The following is an 18,024-nucleotide window of genomic DNA, read 5'->3' on the forward strand; positions in this document are numbered from 1 at the left end:
CCGGGGCGGTTGAGAGTCGGTCTTTTATGGCCTTTTTCCTAGAAATTCTGGCGCGCTGACGCCCCCATGAGCACATCGGCAACGGATGTGGAGGCTCAAGGGTCTTCACACGCACCGGACAGCCAGCCTCTGGTGAAGCTGGCGGTCGCGGCGATCGGCATCGTCTTCGGCGACATCGGCACCAGCCCGATCTACGCCTTTCGTGAAACCTTCACGTCCGAACATCACAGGCTCCCGCCCGATCAGCTCCATATCTATGGCGTGCTGAGCCTGATCTTCTGGTCGATGATGATCGTGGTGACGATCAAATATGTCAGCATCATCATGCGCGCGGACAACAAGGGGGAGGGCGGCAGCCTTGCCCTGCTCGCGCTGATCAACCGTGAAACGGGCAGCGCCAAGCGCTGGACCGCACCGATTGTGATGCTGGGCGTGTTCGCGACCGCTTTGTTCTACGGCGATTCGATGATCACCCCGGCGATGTCGGTGTTGTCGGCGTCCGAAGGCCTTGTCACCGTCGATCCGCATTTCGGCCCATGGGTGCTGCCGATCGCGGTGGCCATCCTGATCTTCATATTCTCTATCCAGGCGCGCGGAACCGCGCGGGTCGGCCAGCTCTTCGGTCCGATCATGCTGGTCTATTTCATGACGATCGCCGTGCTTGGGCTGATGCATGTGATCCGCGATCCCTCGGTGCTGATCGCGCTCAATCCCTGGTACGCGGTACAGTTCTTCATGGCGGAGAAGATGTTGGCGTTCCTTGCGCTGGGTTCGGTGGTGCTCGCCGTGACGGGCGCGGAGGCGCTGTACGCTGATATGGGGCATTTCGGCCGCAATCCGATCCGCGTGTCCTGGCTGTTCTTCGTGCTGCCCGCGTTGATGCTCAATTATCTGGGGCAGGGGGCGATGATCCTGTCGCTCGATCCCGCAGGCGCCGCCGAAGCGATCAAGAATCCCTTCTTCGTCCTCGCGCCCGAAGCCTTCCGTCTGCCGCTCGTGATCATCGCGCTGATGGCGACGGTCATCGCCAGCCAAGCGGTGATTTCAGGCGCCTTCTCGCTGACGCAGCAGGCGATCCAGCTCGGCTTCATGCCGCGCATGCAGATTCTCCACACCAGCGCCAGCGCGGCGGGGCAGATCTATATTCCGGTGATCAACTGGGCTCTGTGTGTCGCGGTGATCGTGCTGGTGCTGTTCTTCGGATCGTCGAGCAATCTCGCCGCCGCCTATGGCATCGCGGTGACGGGCGCCATGTTCATCGACACCTGCCTGCTTGCGGTCGTGCTGTTCAGCCTGTGGAAGTGGAACAAGCTGGGTGCGACGCTGGCGCTCACCATCTTCCTGGTCGTCGACCTCGCCTATTTCGCGGCGAACCTGACCAAGGTGCCCGATGGCGGCTGGTTCCCGCTCGCCGTCGGCTTCTTTGCCTTCACCATGCTCACCACATGGTCGCGCGGCCGCAAGCTGATGATCGAGCGGATGCGCGAGGCGGCGATGCCGGTGAAGGTGTTCGTCACCTCCGCCGCCAATTCGGCGACGCGCGTGCCCGGAACCGCGGTGTTCATGACGTCGACCGCCGATGGCGTGCCGCACGCGCTGCTGCACAATCTGAAGCATAACAAGGTGCTGCACGAACGCGTGATCCTGCTGACCGTGAAGATCGCCGACGTGCCCTTCGTCGTGCAAGAGAATCGCTGCATGCTGGAGGATCTGGGACAGGGTTTCCATCGCCTTGTCATCAAGTTCGGCTTCATGCAGGAACCCGACGTGCCAGCGGCGCTCAAGCTCGTCACCGGCTGCGGTGCTGAGTTCAAGATGATGGACACCAGCTTCTTCCTGGCGCGCCAGACGCTGCTGCCGTCGGAGCGGCCGGGCATGGCGCTGTGGCGCGAGCGGCTGTTCGCCTGGATGATGCGCAATTCGGAAAGCGCGATGGACTTCTTCAAGCTGCCGACCAATCGCGTGGTCGAACTCGGCAGCCAGGTCGAGATATAGATCAACTTTCGATGAGCAGGTCTCATCGAAAGTTGATCGAGCCCGCGCGGCGTTTGAGCGAAACGATCCCGGATGCGCGAGCATCCTCGGAATCGCATAGGGCATCCGCGCCGATCATCGTGTCGGCTCTGTTCGGCGCGAACGATCATGCGCGGCTCACTGCGCTGCGAACCGCACATTATCCGGCCGAACGTAACCAACTCGACGCGCATCTGACGCTGTTCCACCATCTGCCGCCTTCGGTGGCGCCGGAGTTGCGCGCGCGGTTGGGCGAGGCGGCGCGGGCGCCTCCGCCTGAAGCGACGATCACGGGGATCATGGATCTAGGCCGGGGCACCGCGCTCGCCGTCTTCAGCCCGGTGCTGGAGGATATCCGCGAGGCGCTCGCCGATGCCTTCCATTCGTTGCTGCTACCGCAGGATCGCGCGCCCTGGCGACCGCATGTGACCATCCAGAACAAGGTGAAGCCCATGGCCGCACACGCGCTCCAGCGCAGCCTTTCCGCAGGGTTCAAGCCCAGGCCGCTCGCGATCTCCGGGCTTGCCGCATGGCATTATCGCAATGGTTCATGGGAAGTTGCATCGCGCCATCCGTTCCGTGGTTGACCGACTCCCCAAGCCTCACTATAGCCCGCCTCCGCGCTATGGCGCAGGCCTTGGGGCGGAGTAGCTCAGCTGGTTAGAGCAGCGGAATCATAATCCGCGTGTCGGGGGTTCAAGTCCCTCCTCCGCTACCAACTTCACAGTCGGCACCGCCGTCAGGCAGGCCCTTGATGGTCCTGATATCTGCCGTTGCGATCGAACTTCGTGAACTGCTGAACGTGTTTTTCCATTATTGAAAAATTCCGGCTTTCCGATCGTGCCTGTTTCTCGCAAAGGGCGGATCGAAGATCGGGCGTGCCTAGCCCGAAGATTGAACCGGAAAGGACAGATCATGGATTTTTCGCGGCTGGAATCGTCGAGCAAGATTGGCGAAGGCTGGAAATATCCGCAGCCGCTGCTGCTCGACAGCGGTTGGCTCCAAGTCGATGAAGCGCCGGCGCACCGACTTTACTGGGAGGAATATGGCAACCGGGACGGCGAGCCGGTGATGTTCCTTCATGGTGGCCCCGGCGGCGCATGCGCGCCCGCGATGGCGCGCTTCTTTGATCCTGATCGCTATCGCGTCATCCTTTTCGACCAGCGTGGCTGCGGCAAGAGCGAGCCCAATGTCGCCTCGGCGGGGGCAGCGGTCGCGCTTCAGCGCAACACCACCGAGCTGCTGATCGCCGATATCGAAAAGCTGCGCGGTCATCTCGGCATCGCCGGTCCGATGCATGTCTTTGGCGGAAGCTGGGGCAGCACGCTCTCCATGGCCTATGCGATCGCGCATCCCGGCAATTGCGCCAGCCTCGTCCTGCGCGGCATTTTCCTGGGGTCGAAGGCGGACCTTCACTATTTCTACCAGGGCAATGCCGCGACCTGGCACCAGGATCCCTACGGTCTCACCACGCCGGGCGCCTATATCCATTATCCCGACGAGTGGCGCGATTTCCTGGCGATCCTGACGCCCGAGGAGCGGCAGGACGTGATGGCGTCATACAAGGCGATCTTCGACATGGTTCCCGCGACTACGGAGGAACGCGAGCGGCAGCTTGCTGCAGCGCTCGCCTGGTCGGTCTGGGAAGGCGCCACCTCGAACATGATTCCGGAAGCCGCCGACACCGGCAAATTCGGCGAAGCCGATTTCGCGCTCTGCTTCGCGCAGATCGAGGCGCATTATTTCGCGAACGCGCTCTTCCTGCCGCCCGCGCATTTCGAGGACAATGCCGCCACGCTGGCGTCAATCCCGGTCCATATCGTCCATGGCCGCTTCGATCAGGTCTGCCCGCTCACCCAGGCTTCACGCCTGGTCGCGGCGCTGCGTGGCGCCGGCGCGGAGCCGGCCGGCCTGGTCTTCACCAATGCCGGGCATAGCGCCATGGAGCGCGAGAACGCGCTGGCGTTGACCGCGATCATGGACGGGTTGCCGCGCATCTGACGGCTGGTCCGGAGCAGAGGCGCGCATCTGCTCCGGATATCCGGCGTATACGCGATCTCGAAGATGCTGACGCATCCTCGATCGGTTCGCTCAAGCGCCGCGCGGGCTGATACCGGGGCTCGACGAGCCAGGCTCATCGAGGCCCGCTATTATGGCAGGTCGAAGAAATCGACCTCACCCTTTTCGAGATGATAATAGGCGCCGACCACTTTCAGCTTGCCTGTCTTTTGCGGTTCGATGAGCAGGGGGTCGCTGCCCTCGCGCAGCTTGCGCACGACGCGGCGGACATTCTGCCGCACCGCCGCTTCGGTTGCGTCGCCCGCTTCTCCGCGCGCTTCGAGCACGGCGGGAATGATCGGCTCGACCATGTTGCCGATCGCGCCGGGAAAGCGCGCATTGTCGCTGACGACGGACATGGCGGCCTTCACCGCGCCGCAGCTTTCATGACCCATCACCACCACCAGCGACACGCCAAGTTCGGCCACCGCGAATTCGATCGAGCCCATCGCCACGGTATCGACCGTGTTGCCGGCATTGCGGATGATGAACAGTTCGCCCAGGCCACGCCCGAAGAGCAGTTCAGGCGGAACCCGGCTGTCTGAACAGGAAACATAGGCGCAGAAGGGCGCCTGACCCTCCTTGGCGAGTTCGAGTCGCCGAGCCGAGCCGATATCGGGCTGGATTTCACCGTTCAGGAAGGCGCGATTGCCGTCGCGCAGGGTTTGCAATGCCTCGTCAGGGGTCATGTCTACTCGCTTGTCATGAGATGCTTCCGGTCGCATTCAAGGTGGGGCGCGCACCGCGTCCGAAAGCCAGATGGCTCGCCGCATTCGGTCTGTATTCAGTGGGGAGGATGGAGCGGCCCGGAGAATCCGGACCGCTCGTCGTGGCGTGCGATCAGTTGGCGACCGCCAGTTCGCGACGCCAATGGCCGGTCAGGCGATCCTTGACCGCGAGCTTCAGCTTCTTGAGCCGCAACAGGCGGAACCCGTCGGGCACACGTCGCTTCGCTTCGCGCTTGATCTCTTCGTCCAGCCGACGATGCATCAGGCTCAACCGGTAAAACACAGCACTCATACTGCCTCCAATTCGATACGTTGATCGATCGGACGCTCGGCCGCGAGCATGAGGAAAGGAACCCAGCCATGCCAGCATCGGAGCTGCCCGATGCGGTCCGACATCACGATCGATCGATCGCCAGAGGGGCCCGGTCCGCACCATTATGATATGCGTGAAATGGTCGGATTCAAGATATGGTCATCGAGCCCACAGCATAAGTTGGGACAGGATCAGTATATCGATCCAATATCCTTCGGAATATCCGCTCGAAAAACCCGAAAATTCGGGATGCAGAAGATCATGTTTCCGAATTGTTGCTGATGTTTTAAATTTTCAGGCGACGAAAAATATGTGATTCTAGCTAGATTGGTGATGGAATTTCTATGCAATGCAAGTCCGCATGATCCGATGGATAGCGCATGGATCGTGCTCGCGCGGCGTGGCGCGATCCCGTACAAGCGCTGGTCATGAAGATTCCCGATCTTGCCTTCACCGTCACAGACTGGTCGACCGTGCCAGCGAAGACCTATCCCTGAGAGACGGGCGAGGCGATCTGGCGCACCTTCGAGATCGGCGACCTGCGTGTGCGCCTCGTCGAGTATTCGCCCGGCTATCTGGCGGATCACTGGTGCGAACGTGGCCATGTCCTGTTCGTGCTCGAAGGCGAATTGACCTCGGAACTACAGGACGGGCGCTGCTTCGTGCTGACGCCGGGCATGAGCTATCAGGTGTCCGATTCCGGCGATGCGCCGCACCGCTCGGTCACCAAGAAGGGCGCGAAGATCTTCATCGTCGACTAGGGAGCTGAAACGAGCCAGCGCTATTTCGCCGGCGGCACCTTGGTCGAATGATAGAATTCGAAGCGCCAGCCGGCCTTGGTGCGGCTGAGCACAGCCGATTCCAGCCACAACGTCGGCGTGCCGGCGATCTTGCCGTCATTCTTCCATATCGCCCAGGCGGTGTTGCAGGCGACATGCGCCTCGACCGTGGCGATGCCGAATTCCAGCGTGACGCCCTTTTGCTGCGCGCCGCCGACCATCGCGAACAGTTCCGGGCCGGTGAACGCCTTGGCGACGTCGAAGGAATGGAAACCCGGTGTCGTCATCGCTGCCGCCGCCGCCAGATCGCGTCGTTCGATGGCGGCAAAGAAATCCTTGACCATGGCCGCCACGTCGACCTCATCCGTGGGTTTGCTCTCGCATGTCCGCGTTGCGGCCTGGGCGCCGGTGGTCATCATGAGCAGCGCGCAAGCAGTGGCGGTGAACGGTCCTGAACGCATCCTCTTTTCCTTTTCGAATTTCGGACGGAGGAAGCATTGTGCGGCGTCGGTCGTCAAGCGGGAGATCGCGACCTGGATGTCGGGTGTCGAAGACAGGGATTTATCGGTCGAAAACCGGCCGCATTATTCCCTATGCTGCGCATGGATGAAGGGTCGATCGCGCGGTGGCGCGCAAAGGGGGAGGATTGGACATGAAAATCATGACGGGCAAGGCGCGGTGTGCGGCCATGGTGCTGCTGCTTTCAGGGGGGCTGGGGATCACGCTGCCAGGCGTCGCGACGGCGCAGCCGGCGGCGGCGCCGGTCGATCCGTCCACCCAGGTACCGGCTCCGCGCCCGGAAGACGTGTCGTCCCCGCACGCGGTGGTGACGGCGCTCTATCAGGTCATTTCGGGCGACGCCGGTGTCAAGCGCGACTGGAACCGCTTCCGCTCGCTCTTCCACCCCAAGGCGCAGATGATCCCGACGGGCAAGAATGCGCAGACCGGCCAGATCGGCGCTCGCGTGATGACGCCGGAGGATTACGTCAACATCAGCGGCCCCAATCTGGAGAAGAACGGCTTTCACGAAGTCGAACTGGCCTATCGCGAGGAACGCTACGGGAATATCTCGCATATCTTCACCACCTATGCCGCACGGCGCAAGGCGAGCGATGCGGAGCCTTTCATGCGCGGCATCAACAGCGTTCAGCTCTTCAACGACGGCAAGCGCTGGTGGGTGCTGAACATCATCTGGAGCCCGGAGACGCCCGAGCATCCCATTCCGGCGGACTATATGAAGAGCGGGAAATAGCGCGGGAGGGGGCGGGGGATCATGGCAGGTCCCCCAGCCAATCGCCCTGGGCGACAAGCGTGCATATGGTCTCGCGCAGCACCGTTTCGACGGCTGCACGTGCACCGTCTTCGGCATCGCGATCGCGGGCTTCAAGCACGACCGAACGATGGATTCGCGGATCGACGATCGCGCGTGCGCGCACCTCGCCGCGTCGCCATTCGTGCAGGAAGGCCGGCGGGGTCAGGATGGAATGGGCGCGCGATGCCTTGACGAGATCGAGGATGCTGCTGAGCGAGTCGAGTTCATATTCGACCCTCAGATCATGGTGGCGTTCCCTGGCCTGGGCGGCGATGAAGGCGCGTGCATTGTTGCTGCCGGACGGTAGCGCGAGGGGCAGCCCGGCGAGCGCTTCGAAGCGGATCGTCGTTTCGTCGGCGAGCGCGTCGGCGGACGACACCAGATAGAAGCTTTCCTTCACGAGCTGCGCGTGCGCGTCCGAACTGTCCCAAGGCCGATAGAGCACGGCCAGGTCCAGCCGCCCATCGGCGAGCCAGTCTTCGAGATACCCCGTCATCGCATCGACGATGCGGATCGATATGCGCGGCAACGCCGTCTTGCCGGCGCTGAGCAGCGGCCCGGCCAGGACGCGCGCCGCGCCGGACGGAATGCCGATCGATATGATCCCGCTGGGGTTCGCGCGTTCCTCGCCGACCTCGCGCTCCGCGAGTGCGAGCTGGCCGAAGATGATCCGCGCATGATCGAGCAGTTTCGCGCCGGCGGCGGTCGGTCGGACGCCGTCGGGCTCACGTACGAACAGCCTGACGCCCAGCCGATCCTCCAGCCGGCGGACATGCAGGCTCAACGCGCTCTGCGCCACGTTCAGACGGGCGGATGCCTTGGTGAAACTGCCCGCCTCCGCGACGCCCTTGAAATAGCGGAGCTGACGAAAGTCGATCATCCCAATATGCCCCGGATGTCATCGGAAAACGAGATCGATGATTAGCGAATATTCTCTATGATTCCAGTGATTCTTGGCGTTATGGCAATCATATCCATCTTGTTTCGAGATATTGTTTTGACTGAAGCGCTATTTGCCCGCTTATGGATCGAACCCTAATCTCCGCGCCGAACGCTCGCAGGGCGTATCCGAATTGACGGAGAGGCGGACATGGCGCGGGCCGGGATCGATCTGGAAGAATTGCAACATCTTGCCGTTGCCGAACTGGGTGATGATGTGCGGAGCGAAGCGCTCGATCTCGCGGCGGGGATCATCGCCCATGTCGCAGATATGACCATTCCGGACGACGAGGCGGCCGCATGACGCTGGCCGGGCTCCGCGCCGCCCTTGATGGGGGGGAGGTATCTCGCGCCGAGCTTTTCACGCAGACGGTGCGCGCGATGGCCGATCTCAACACGGTGCTCAATCTTGCGATTCCCGCCGAGAATGGAGAAGGTTCGGACGTGGCGCCATCCCTTCGCGGAGTGCGCAAAGGCGCGCTCGATGGCATACCGCTTGCGCACAAGGACATGTTCGACCGGCGCGATCATCGCTGCTCGTTCGGGGCGCGCATGCGCCAGCAACGGCCGCCACGGCGGACGGCAACCGCGATCACGCGGCTGGAGGCTGCCGGCGCGGTCACGTTCGGCGCGCTGCAGATGGCGGAATATGCGTTGGGGCCGACCGGACACAATCTGGTCTTTGGCGATTGCCGCAACCCGTGGAATCCCGATCATGTCACGGGCGGATCCTCCAGCGGCTCGGCGGCGGCGGTGGCGGCGGGGATCGTCGCTGGATCGCTGGGCTCCGATACGGGCGGATCGATCCGCCTTCCGGCCGCCTGTTGCGGCGTGACCGGCCTGAAACCGAGCTGGGGCGCGGTCGACGCGGCAGGCGCGATGCCATTGTCAGCCTCGCTCGATTGTGTCGGCCCGATCGCGCGGAGCGTCGATGATTGCGCGCTGCTGTTCGATCTGATCGCCGCGCGCCCACCCGCTAAGCCGTTCGATGGACAGGTGCGCATCGGCTATGCCGTGCGGGCAGCAGGCCGTCCGGTATCCCCGATCGTGGAGCAGGCGGTGCGATCCGCCGTCGATATGCTCGCCGCGACGGGCATGCCGGCAAGCGGGGCAGTTTTACCCGACATCGCCAGGCTCCATGGCCTGGCCGATCTGATCCAGAAGGTGGAATCGAGCACCGTTCATCTGGCGGGGCTCCAGTCCCGGCGCCACCTTTATTCCGAACATGTCCGCAAGCGCCTGTCGGGCGGCCTGTTCGTGCCCGCGATCGCCTATCATCAGGCGCTTCGCGAGCGCCCGGCGCATCTTGCGCGCTTCGTAAGGCAAAGCATGGCCGACATCGATGTGCTGGTCATTCCGACGCTCGCTTTCCCGACGCCGACGCGCGCGGAAACCGATGAGCGCCGGTTGGCCGGCACGTTCGAGCGGGTGGCAGCGATGACGGGATGGACGCGATGGTTGAGCTATCTCGGCGTGCCCGTGCTTGCGCTGCCTTGCGGCATCGATGCGAACGGGATGCCGATCGGCATGCAACTGGTGGGACGGCCCAACAGCGAGCATCTGCTGTTCCATGTCGGACGGACCTTCCAGTCAGTGACCGACTGGCACATGCGGAAACCGCCGCATTTCGCTCATATTCTCTGACTTGATGGATGGTAACATGATGCAGATCGCGGACGTCATCTTCGCACGCGGAACCGGTGCCTATTTCTACGACGACCAGGCCGCTATTCGCGCCGGGGTGGAGAGCGATGGCTTCACCTATCGTGGACAGGTGCTGACGCCGGGATTCCGCCGGATAAGGCAACCGGCCGAGGTCCTTGGCATCGGCCTTCGCCTCTCCGACGGCGCGGTGCTTTGGGGCGATGCGATGAGCGTCCAATATTCCGGGGCGGGCGGGCGCGACCCGCTCTTCTATGCGGCGGAGGCGGAGGTCTTTGCGCGCGCGGCGATCGTGCCGCGCCTGATCGGGCGGGAGGTGCGCGATTTTCGCTCGACTTGCGAAGCTGTGCTGGCGCCGGGGGACGGGCAGCCCGCGCCGGGCATGGCCCTGCAATATGGGATCAGCCAGGCGCTGCTGCGGGCGAGCGCCCATGCGCGCCGTGAAACCATGGCGGAGACGGTGTGCCGTGACTTCGGCCTGCCGGTCGTTCCGGAGCGCGTGCCGATCTTCGCTCAGAGCGGTGACGATCGTGTCGTCAATGTCGACAAGATGATCCTGAAGGGTTGCGATATCCTGCCGCACGGGCTGATCAACGCCGCCGCCAAATTCGGTCGTCGTGGCGAGGTTTTCCGCGAATTCATCCGTCATGTCGCCGCGCGGAGCATCGTGCTGGGCGGCGAGAATTATCGGCCGATCCTGCATTTCGACCTTTATGGCTGGATCGGGCTGGAATTCGGCCTGAACGTGGAGGCGATCGCCGATTTCCTGGCGGTGGCAGCGGAGGATGCGGCGCCCTTCGCGTTGCAGATCGAATCTCCCGCCGATTTCGGCAGCCGCGATGCGCATGTCGCGGGGTACAAGGCGCTGGTCGAATGCCTTGAGGCCAAGGGCGTCTCGACGCGGATCGTTGCCGACGAATGGTGCAACACACTGGAGGATGTCGAACTCTTTGCCGCCGAGCACGCGGGGCATATCCTGCAGATCAAGACCCCCGATCTCGGCAGCATCGCCAACAGCGTGAAGGCGGTGCTCGCCTGCCGGCAACATGGGGCGGGGGCCTATCTGGGCGGCAGTTGCGTGGAGACCGAAGTGTCGGCGCAGACCTGCGTCCATGTCGCGGTCGCGACTCAGGCGGATATGATGCTGGCGAAACCCGGCATGGGCGTGGACGAGGCGATGACCATCGTCGGCAACGAACAGAACCGGCTGCTCGCCATGCTGGCGTCGACGATGGATCGGAACTGGTGATGCGCGATTTGTCGGGATTGACCGTGGTCTCGGTCGAACAGGCCGTCGCCGCGCCCTATGCGTCCTGGCGACTGGCCGAAGCGGGCGCGCGCGTGATCAAGGTCGAGCGGCCCGACGGCGATTTCGCGCGGCGTTACGACGATTATGTGAAGGGGCAGAGCGCCTACTATGTCTGGCTCAATCGCGGCAAGGAATCGGTTCGCATCGATCTCGATGATGACGAGGACCGGGCATTGCTCGATGCGCTGCTGGCGCGCGCGGACGTTTTCATCCAGAATCTGAAACCCGGGGCGCTCGCGAGGAAAGGGTTTTCCTCGACCGCGCTGCGTGAACGCTTTCCCCGTCTGATCACCTGCGACATCACCGGTTTCGGCGCCAATGGCCCCAATGCGAAGCTGAAGGCCTACGACCTGATCGTTCAGGCGGAAGTGGGCCTGTGCGCGATCACCGGCAGCGCCGGCGAGCCCGCCAGGGTCGGCGTGTCGGTCGCCGACATCAATGCCGGGACGACCGCCTATTGCGCGATATTGGAGGCGCTGCTCGGGCGCGAACGGAGCGGTGTCGGGCGCGCGATCGAGGTGTCGCTGTTCGACAGCATCGCCGACTGGATGAACGTGCCGCTGCTGCAATATCTGCATGGCGGGCATGAAGTGGCGCGCAGCGGCGTCGCGCATCCCACGATCGCCCCCTATGGCGCGTTTCGTTGCGCCGGTGGCGAACAGGTCATCATCTCGGTCCAGAACGATGCCGAATGGGTGCGGTTCGCGAGCCTGTTCATGGAAGAGCCCGCGCTCGCATCCGATGTACGTTTCGCCGCCAATATGGACCGTGTGGCCAATCGGCCTGCGCTGGATGCGCTTGTCGCCGGCGTTTTCCTGGCGATCACGCTGAACGAGGCGATCGCTAGGCTCGAACGCGCCGGCATCGCCTATGGGCGGTTGAACGGGATCGCCGAGGCCGCGAGGCACCCGCATCTGCGCTTTGCGGATGTCGATACGCCGGCCGGCCCGGTTCAGCTGGTCGCGCCCGCCGCCATCCATGACGGGCAGCCGGCGGCGGCCGGCCGGGTCGCGGCGCTTGGCGAACATGACGCGGCCATTCGCGCGGAGTTCATGGGGTAGGGGCGTCCCGAACGGGATTATCTTTTGGTCGCGTTCAACTGGCGCCTGAATTGTCCGGGGGCGGCACCATAGGCGGACCGGAACGCATGGTTGAGATGGCTCTGGTCGGCGAAGCCGGTATCGAAGGCGACGTCGCAGATCGAGATGTCGTCCCTGCGCAGCGCCTCGGCCGCGGCCGATAGCCGGACGTAGCGGATATATTCGAGCGGCGTGCATCCCATCAGCTTGCGGCAGACGCGGGTCAGATGGATGGGGTGGACGCCGGCGTCGCGGGCCAGCCCATTCACGCTGAGCGACTCCCCATAGCTTTCCCGCACCTGTTCGCGGAACCGGCGGAACCAGCCGGGTATGCCCGCCTCGCCGTCGAACTGGCATATTTCGGACAGGAGTTCGAAACACAGCGATTGGATCTCGCCATCGTCGCGATCATTGGTCGATCCGCACAGGCGCAGCAGATCGCGCAGAATCCAGCGCGCGCGCCAGCTATGCGGCTGCAACGCCCGGTCGGGCGGCCGGAAATCCTTGATTTCCCAAAGCGTATCGTTCGCGACCGATACGGAGAAGAAGCTGCCATTGCCGATGAAGCGATCACTGTGGACGATATCGGCGGGTGTGTAGATGATCGGCGGCAGCGAACGGTTGGGCGTGGCGGTTTCGGATTCGAAGCGGCCGCTGGTGATCCACAGGAAATGCGCCGCTTCATGCGAATGCGGATGGGTGGAGCCATCCGGATTGTTGGCGAACCAATGGCCGATCGTGAACCGTTCGCTGTCACGGGACTGCGTGGCGCGGCCTCTGAAACGGCCCTGCGACAGGGGTTCTGCATCTCGCGTCATGCGCGCTCGGGCTCTCTTGCTCCACCGGATCGGGTGAGATGAAAACTGTGCTTCCCCTCGATCCAAGTCAATCTGGATGTTTGATCGAGACAAGACGTGGATCGACTTCCGCCGCAGGGTGAGGCTGCAAGATAGACCATAACGCAAATCAGGGATGTCGGTATCGTGACCGGAAAGGCCGAACCGCTCCACTGACAAGATGGGAGTGAGCATGAGCATCTATTCGTCGAATCATACGGGGCATTGCCACATGAGGACGATGCTTGTCGGAACGGCACTCTGCGGCCTGCTGACATCGGGCGCCGTCCATGCACAGGCGACGGCGGCCGATGAGGAGCCGGCCACCGATATCGTGGTGACTGGCACCAGGCTGATTTCACCCGGCCTCCAGTCGGCGGCGCCGATCAGCGTCACCTCATATGAGGAGATCAAGACGCAGGCGGTGGTCAATGCCGAGGCGCTGATCCGCGACCTGCCGTCCGCGACGCCCGGCCGATCGGCCGCGACGAACAATAACGGCAACGGCAATACCACCATCAATCTCCGCAATCTGGGCGATCAGCGGACGCTGGTGCTGATCGACGGAAAGCGGCTGCCCGCTGTCGATTTCTCGGGCGTGCCCGATGCCAACACGGTTCCGGTCAACATGATCAAGCGGGTCGAAGTGCAGACCGGCGGATCGTCGGCGGTCTATGGTTCGGATGCGATCGCCGGCGTCGTCAACTTCATCCTGCGCCAGGATTTCGAAGGCATCGAGATCGACGCGCAGAACAGCCTTTACGGAGCGGGCGACGGCTATTCCTTCGACGCCAATCTGATGTTCGGCGTCAACAGCGGCGACGGGCGCGGCAACATCACCGCCTATGCCGGCTATACCGACCGCAACCCGATCCTGGCCTCGGCCCGCGATTTTTCGCGTACGATCTTCACGTCGAACGGCACCTCGCTGATCCCGACGGGCAGCGGTGTCATCACGGCGGGGCGCGATCTCGATCGCGGGCTGATGTTCAACGCCAATCGCCAACTCGTCCCCTATGACGGCAGCCGCTTCAACAACAACGCCAATCGCTATCTGATCGTGCCGCAGCAGCGCTATCTGCTGGGGGCGGTGGGGCATTACGATGTGGCGTCGGCGTTCGCGCCCTATTTCCGCGTCTCCTTTTCCCAGAACAAGGTGGATCGCCAGCTTGGCGAGCCGGGTTTTGCCGGCGTTGTCGACGTCAATTATGGCAATCCCTTCCTGTCCAGCCAGGCGCGCGGCATCCTGTTCGGCCCCGGCGTTTTCGGCCCGAACGACGTGGCGTCGATCAATCTCGGCCGTCGCTTCATCGAGAGCGGCTTCATCCAGGAACGCAACAATTACCAGCAGTTCCAGATCGTGGTTGGCGCCAAGGGCGAACTGGGATCGGGCTTCTCCTACGACGTGTCGGGTCAATATGGCCATGTCGACTGGACGCAGCGGCTGCTCGGCGATTTCTCTTTCAATCGCGTGCAGCAGGCCTTGCTCGTCAATCCCAATGGCAGTTGCATCGATCCCAGCGGCGGCTGCGTGCCGCTCGATATCTTCACCACCGCGCCCGGCGCGGTCAGCAGCGCGGCCGCGAATTTCGTCGCGCTGGAACAGCAGGCGAATTCGGAATCGTCGCAATATGTCGTGACCGGTTCGCTATCCGGCGATCTCGGCAAGGTCGGTATTCGCAGCCCATGGGCGGAGGACGGTGTCGCCATCGCGATCGGCGCAGAATATCGGCGCGAAAGCGCGTCCTATAGGCCCGACGACAATCTGGCGGTCGGCAACAATGTCGTGTTCGGCGCGATCCCGCCCACCGCCGGACGGATCAGCACGCACGATCTGTTCGTGGAGGCGAACGCGCCGATCGCGCAGGACGCGCCGTTCATGCATCTGCTGGCGATCAACGGTGGTTATCGCCGTTCGGATTATAATCTGGCGGGCAAGGTCAGCGCCTATAAATACGGCGCGGTTTGGGCACCGATCGAGGATATCCGCTTCCGCGGCTCGTTCCAGCGCGCGGTGCGGGCGCCCAATATCGGCGAGCTCTTCGCCCCGGCTCAGCCATCGGCGGACATCGCGCTCGACCCCTGCTTCGCCAGCGAGACAAGCGCAGCGACCGCGGCATCCGCATTGTGCCGGGCGACCGGGGTTCCGGCGGCCAATTACGGCAACATCAATTTCCAGTGCTTCAGCACCCAATGCACCACGCTCGTCGGCGGCAATCGCCGGTTGCGGCCGGAGAAATCGGACACGATCTCGTTCGGTGTCGTGCTGCAACCGCGCATGCTGCTTGGACTGTCCGCGACGATCGACTATTACGACATCAAGCTGGATGGAGCGATCGCGCCGTTCGGCGCGTCCGCGCAGAACATCTTCGACAATTGCTACGGTACGGGGGCGGGGCAGAATCCGACCCAGGATGCCGCCAATATCTATTGCCAGCAGATCGTGCGCGACGATTCGGGCCGTGCGAGCGGCGGCGGCCGGCTTTCCAAGGCGGACGGCTATATCTCGCTGCTCAACTCCAATATCGGCTTCCTGCGCACCAAGGGCATCGATGCCGAACTCGCCTATCGCGGCCGGTTCGACGATCTCGGCCTGGGCCTGCCGGGCCGCTTCAGCCTGTCGGTGATGGCCACCCATGTCCGCACTTACGATCAGAAACTCAATCTCGATTCCCCGGTGCAGCAATGCGCGGGCACCTATGGCTTCGTCTGCGGCCAGCCCAATCCGAAATGGCGGATCAATACGCGATTTAGCTGGTCGCCGAACGACGATGTGCAGATCACCGCGCGCTGGCGTTATGTCGGTGCGGTCACGCTCGACGTCGACAGCTTCAGCGGGACGGTCAGCGACGCGGTGGCGCATCGCATCGGCAGCGAATCCTATCTCGATCTGACCGCCCAGTTCGATATCGCCAAGGCGTTCGCGCTGCGGGCCGGCGTGATCAACCTCACGGGCAATGGCCCGCCGGTGGTGCCGAACACGGCCGCGGGCGCGAACAATCGGGGACTCTCCAACACCTTCCTGGGAACATATGATCTGGGTCGGCAACTGTTCGTCGGAATGACGACGCGGTTCTGACGGTTGGGGGATCGGGAGATGGCTTTGGGAGGTTTCCGTTCGGACGATGGCGTCACCCGGCGCGATTTCGTCAACGGGGCACTGGTCGCTGCGACGGCGCTGGCCGCCGGCGGATGCTCGGCGGCGGAGGCACCGCTGGACGAAGCCGCTGCCTGGGACGGTTTCGGGGGCGTGGGCGATTATGCCCGCGCCCATGGCAACAGCCACGCGATGCAGGCCGCCGGTCATCTGGTGCGTGATGGCGCCTATGACACACCGCCACGCACGAGGCCGACGGGCGAGACCTATGACCTCGTCATTATCGGCGGCGGGCTCAGCGGCATGGCGGCGGCGCTCGAATTTATCGGAAAACGGCCCGGTGGATCCTGCCTGATCATCGAGAATCACGCGATCTTCGGCGGGGAGGCGAAGCGCAACGAATTCGATGTCGGCGGCATCCGGCTTGCCGGGCCGCAGGGCGCCAACTCCTTTCCGGTTCCCGCCCGCCCCGGCAGCCGCGGCTATGACGTGTTCACCGCGATCGGCATGCCGCGCGACTTCGACTATCTTTCGCCAAGCGGCGGCGCGAAGGCGCTGGAATTCAGCAAGGACAATTTCGAGTTCCAATATTGGAAGGATCGCTCGCCGTCCTTCGGCTGGTTCTTCGGCGAACCGGGCGGCGCCGGGCGATGGGCGCGCGATATCTGGAGCGACGATCTCGCGCGCGCGCCTTATTTCGATGCGGTGAAGGCCGATTTCGTCAAATGGCGTTCGCAGGTCGCGCCCAATGGCGGCATGGACCGCAGCGAGGCGGGGTTCCAGCGCTGGCTCGACAGCATGAGCTACAAGGACCTGATCGAAAAGGTGATGGGGCTGAGCCCGCAGGTCACGGCCTATGCCGATCCGATCGTCGCGTCCGCGATTTCGGGCATGGGCTGCGACGTCACCTCGGCACGGGCGGCCTATGGATCGGCGATGCCGGGTTTCCGCACGCCTGCGGATCTCGCCAAACTGCTCGAACCCGAACAGCATAGCTTCCCGGGCGGCAACGATGTGCTGACCCGCCATTTCATCAAGACGCTGATCCCGGCAGCGCTGCGGGGCGACCGGTCGCTCGATGCGATCATGAACGAAAGCGTCGATTTCGCGGCGCTCGATCGCCCCGGCAATCCGGTTCGCATGCGGCTGGGCGCGACGGCGATCCGCGTCGCGCATGACGGCCCGGCCGATGCCGCGCGCGGGGTCGGGATCGCCTATGCGCAAGACGGCAAGCTGTTCGGCCTGACCGCCCGCGCCGTCGTCATGGCCGGCGGCAGCTGGGTCACGCGCAACATCGTGTCCGATCTGCCCGAGCCGCACCGCGCCGCCTATGGGCAGTTCCATCGCACGCCGCTGCTGGTGGCGAACGTTGCCGTCCGCAACTGGCGCTTCCTGGCCGCGCTCGGCATGACAGCATGCCGCTGGTTCGACGGGTTCGGCTATTGCTGCAATATCCGCGCGGCGATGGCGGTGGGCCGCGATCGTCCGCCGCTAGATCCCGACAAGCCGGCGGTGATCACCTTCTACGTGCCTGTCTTCTATCCCGGCGAAGGGACGATCCAGGAACAGGCCGCGCGCGGCCGGTACGAGATGCTCGGCACCAGCTATGCCGATTACGAACGCCGTATCCGCGACCAGATGGCGCGCCTGTTCGGCGCCAGCGGTTTCCGCCAGTCCGACATTGCCGGCATCATCCTCAATCGCTGGGGGCATGCCTATCTGTGCCCGCAGCCGGGTTTCTACACTGGCAGCGACGGCGCTCCGCCGGCGCGCGACATCATCCGCACCGCGCATGGCCGCATCGCCTTCGCCCATTCCGAACTGAACGGACAGCAGAACTGGATCGCCGCGACCGACGAGGGGCGCCGCGCCGCCGAACAGGCGATGGCGGTTCTCTAG

15 protein-coding genes, 1 tRNA gene and 1 pseudogene are annotated in these 18,024 nt (G+C 63.7%); 12 read left to right on the forward strand and 5 right to left on the reverse strand.

Going from position 1 to position 18,024, the window contains the following annotated elements; all coding sequences use genetic code 11:
• Positions 1-66: 66 nt before the first annotated feature.
• The 4 genes from ACODTA_RS11715 (at position 67) to pip (ending at position 4,014) form a co-directional block, all read left to right on the forward strand.
• Complete coding sequence (locus ACODTA_RS11715; RefSeq protein ID WP_489066081.1) at positions 67-1,995, forward strand: potassium transporter Kup; 1,929 nt, start codon at positions 67-69, stop codon at positions 1,993-1,995.
• A 119-nt stretch (positions 1,996-2,114) separates the two neighbouring features.
• Positions 2,115-2,600 (forward strand): 2'-5' RNA ligase family protein, encoded by a 486-nt coding sequence (locus ACODTA_RS11720; protein ID WP_489066082.1) that lies wholly within the window; start codon positions 2,115-2,117, stop codon positions 2,598-2,600.
• A gap of 54 nt (positions 2,601-2,654) precedes the next feature.
• Positions 2,655-2,731 (forward strand) — tRNA-Met (locus ACODTA_RS11725).
• 197 nt (positions 2,732-2,928) lie between these two features.
• The gene (gene pip, locus ACODTA_RS11730; protein ID WP_489066083.1) at positions 2,929-4,014 is read left to right on the forward strand and encodes a prolyl aminopeptidase; all 1,086 of its coding nucleotides are present in this window, start codon (positions 2,929-2,931) and stop codon (positions 4,012-4,014) included.
• Between the two features lie 149 nt (positions 4,015-4,163).
• On the opposite strand, the gene ACODTA_RS11735 is transcribed toward pip, so the two are convergent.
• Both ACODTA_RS11735 and ACODTA_RS11740 read right to left on the reverse strand, forming a co-directional pair.
• Positions 4,164-4,760, reverse strand: a complete 597-nt coding sequence (locus tag ACODTA_RS11735) for a carbonic anhydrase (RefSeq protein WP_489066084.1) — start codon at positions 4,758-4,760, stop codon at positions 4,164-4,166.
• Positions 4,761-4,911: 151 nt separating this feature from the next.
• Positions 4,912-5,091, reverse strand: coding sequence for a DUF465 domain-containing protein (locus ACODTA_RS11740; protein ID WP_222990092.1), 180 nt, complete (start codon positions 5,089-5,091; stop codon positions 4,912-4,914).
• A gap of 530 nt (positions 5,092-5,621) precedes the next feature.
• Here ACODTA_RS11740 and ACODTA_RS11745 point away from each other — a divergent pair.
• Positions 5,622-5,873, forward strand: a pseudogene (locus tag ACODTA_RS11745) (DHCW motif cupin fold protein); the annotation flags it as partial.
• Between the two features lie 20 nt (positions 5,874-5,893).
• Here ACODTA_RS11745 and ACODTA_RS11750 read toward each other — a convergent pair.
• Positions 5,894-6,352, reverse strand: a complete 459-nt coding sequence (locus ACODTA_RS11750) for a nuclear transport factor 2 family protein (protein WP_489066085.1) — start codon at positions 6,350-6,352, stop codon at positions 5,894-5,896.
• 191 nt (positions 6,353-6,543) lie between these two features.
• Here ACODTA_RS11750 and ACODTA_RS11755 point away from each other — a divergent pair, with 191 nt between their 5' ends.
• The gene (locus ACODTA_RS11755; protein ID WP_489066086.1) at positions 6,544-7,143 is read left to right on the forward strand and encodes a hypothetical protein; all 600 of its coding nucleotides are present in this window, start codon (positions 6,544-6,546) and stop codon (positions 7,141-7,143) included.
• Positions 7,144-7,162: 19 nt separating this feature from the next.
• Here ACODTA_RS11755 and ACODTA_RS11760 read toward each other — a convergent pair whose 3' ends face one another.
• Positions 7,163-8,083, reverse strand: coding sequence for a LysR family transcriptional regulator (locus tag ACODTA_RS11760; RefSeq protein ID WP_489066087.1), 921 nt, complete (start codon positions 8,081-8,083; stop codon positions 7,163-7,165).
• 210 nt (positions 8,084-8,293) lie between these two features.
• On the opposite strand from ACODTA_RS11760, the gene ACODTA_RS11765 reads away from it, so the two are divergent.
• From ACODTA_RS11765 to ACODTA_RS11780, 4 genes are read left to right on the forward strand one after another with little or no spacing between them, the layout of a single operon-like run.
• Positions 8,294-8,446, forward strand: a complete 153-nt coding sequence (locus ACODTA_RS11765) for a hypothetical protein (protein WP_489066088.1) — start codon at positions 8,294-8,296, stop codon at positions 8,444-8,446.
• Positions 8,443-9,786, forward strand: coding sequence for an amidase (locus ACODTA_RS11770; RefSeq protein ID WP_489066089.1), 1,344 nt, complete (start codon positions 8,443-8,445; stop codon positions 9,784-9,786). Before ACODTA_RS11765 ends, ACODTA_RS11770 begins: the two co-directional genes overlap by 4 nt.
• 16 nt (positions 9,787-9,802) lie before the next feature.
• Entirely contained in the window at positions 9,803-11,053 is a 1,251-nt protein-coding gene (locus ACODTA_RS11775) for a methylaspartate ammonia-lyase (protein WP_489066090.1), read from the forward strand.
• Positions 11,053-12,174 (forward strand): CaiB/BaiF CoA transferase family protein, encoded by a 1,122-nt coding sequence (locus ACODTA_RS11780; protein ID WP_489066091.1) that lies wholly within the window; start codon positions 11,053-11,055, stop codon positions 12,172-12,174. The genes ACODTA_RS11775 and ACODTA_RS11780 overlap by 1 nt, the downstream gene beginning before the upstream one ends.
• 17 nt (positions 12,175-12,191) lie before the next feature.
• Here ACODTA_RS11780 and ACODTA_RS11785 read toward each other — a convergent pair whose 3' ends face one another.
• Entirely contained in the window at positions 12,192-13,010 is an 819-nt protein-coding gene (locus ACODTA_RS11785) for a helix-turn-helix transcriptional regulator (protein ID WP_489066092.1), read from the reverse strand.
• Between the two features lie 250 nt (positions 13,011-13,260).
• Between ACODTA_RS11785 and ACODTA_RS11790 the strand changes: the two genes are divergently transcribed.
• Complete coding sequence (locus tag ACODTA_RS11790) at positions 13,261-16,107, forward strand: TonB-dependent receptor domain-containing protein (protein WP_489066093.1); 2,847 nt, start codon at positions 13,261-13,263, stop codon at positions 16,105-16,107.
• A gap of 18 nt (positions 16,108-16,125) precedes the next feature.
• A complete protein-coding gene (locus tag ACODTA_RS11795) occupies positions 16,126-18,024 on the forward strand; it encodes an NAD(P)-binding protein (RefSeq protein ID WP_489066094.1) in 1,899 nt (632 codons plus the stop codon).

The organism is Sphingomonas sp. FG14, assembly GCF_057809675.1.

What these genes read in the sequence shown, in the direction of transcription:
- ACODTA_RS11760 (WP_489066087.1), bottom strand. Translation starts at nt 8,083, where the DNA reads ATGATCGACTTTCGTCAGCTCCGCTATTTCAAGGGCGTCGCGGAGGCG.
- ACODTA_RS11770 (WP_489066089.1), top strand. Translation starts at nt 8,443, where the DNA reads ATGACGCTGGCCGGGCTCCGCGCCGCCCTTGATGGGGGGGAGGTATCT.
- ACODTA_RS11785 (WP_489066092.1), bottom strand. Translation starts at nt 13,010, where the DNA reads ATGACGCGAGATGCAGAACCCCTGTCGCAGGGCCGTTTCAGAGGCCGC.
- ACODTA_RS11740 (WP_222990092.1), bottom strand. Translation starts at nt 5,091, where the DNA reads ATGAGTGCTGTGTTTTACCGGTTGAGCCTGATGCATCGTCGGCTGGAC.
- ACODTA_RS11795 (WP_489066094.1), top strand. Translation starts at nt 16,126, where the DNA reads ATGGCTTTGGGAGGTTTCCGTTCGGACGATGGCGTCACCCGGCGCGAT.
- ACODTA_RS11765 (WP_489066088.1), top strand. Translation starts at nt 8,294, where the DNA reads ATGGCGCGGGCCGGGATCGATCTGGAAGAATTGCAACATCTTGCCGTT.
- ACODTA_RS11780 (WP_489066091.1), top strand. Translation starts at nt 11,053, where the DNA reads ATGCGCGATTTGTCGGGATTGACCGTGGTCTCGGTCGAACAGGCCGTC.
- ACODTA_RS11755 (WP_489066086.1), top strand. Translation starts at nt 6,544, where the DNA reads ATGAAAATCATGACGGGCAAGGCGCGGTGTGCGGCCATGGTGCTGCTG.
- ACODTA_RS11750 (WP_489066085.1), bottom strand. Translation starts at nt 6,352, where the DNA reads ATGCGTTCAGGACCGTTCACCGCCACTGCTTGCGCGCTGCTCATGATG.
- ACODTA_RS11775 (WP_489066090.1), top strand. Translation starts at nt 9,803, where the DNA reads ATGATGCAGATCGCGGACGTCATCTTCGCACGCGGAACCGGTGCCTAT.
- ACODTA_RS11790 (WP_489066093.1), top strand. Translation starts at nt 13,261, where the DNA reads ATGAGGACGATGCTTGTCGGAACGGCACTCTGCGGCCTGCTGACATCG.
- ACODTA_RS11715 (WP_489066081.1), top strand. Translation starts at nt 67, where the DNA reads ATGAGCACATCGGCAACGGATGTGGAGGCTCAAGGGTCTTCACACGCA.
- pip (WP_489066083.1), top strand. Translation starts at nt 2,929, where the DNA reads ATGGATTTTTCGCGGCTGGAATCGTCGAGCAAGATTGGCGAAGGCTGG.
- ACODTA_RS11735 (WP_489066084.1), bottom strand. Translation starts at nt 4,760, where the DNA reads ATGACCCCTGACGAGGCATTGCAAACCCTGCGCGACGGCAATCGCGCC.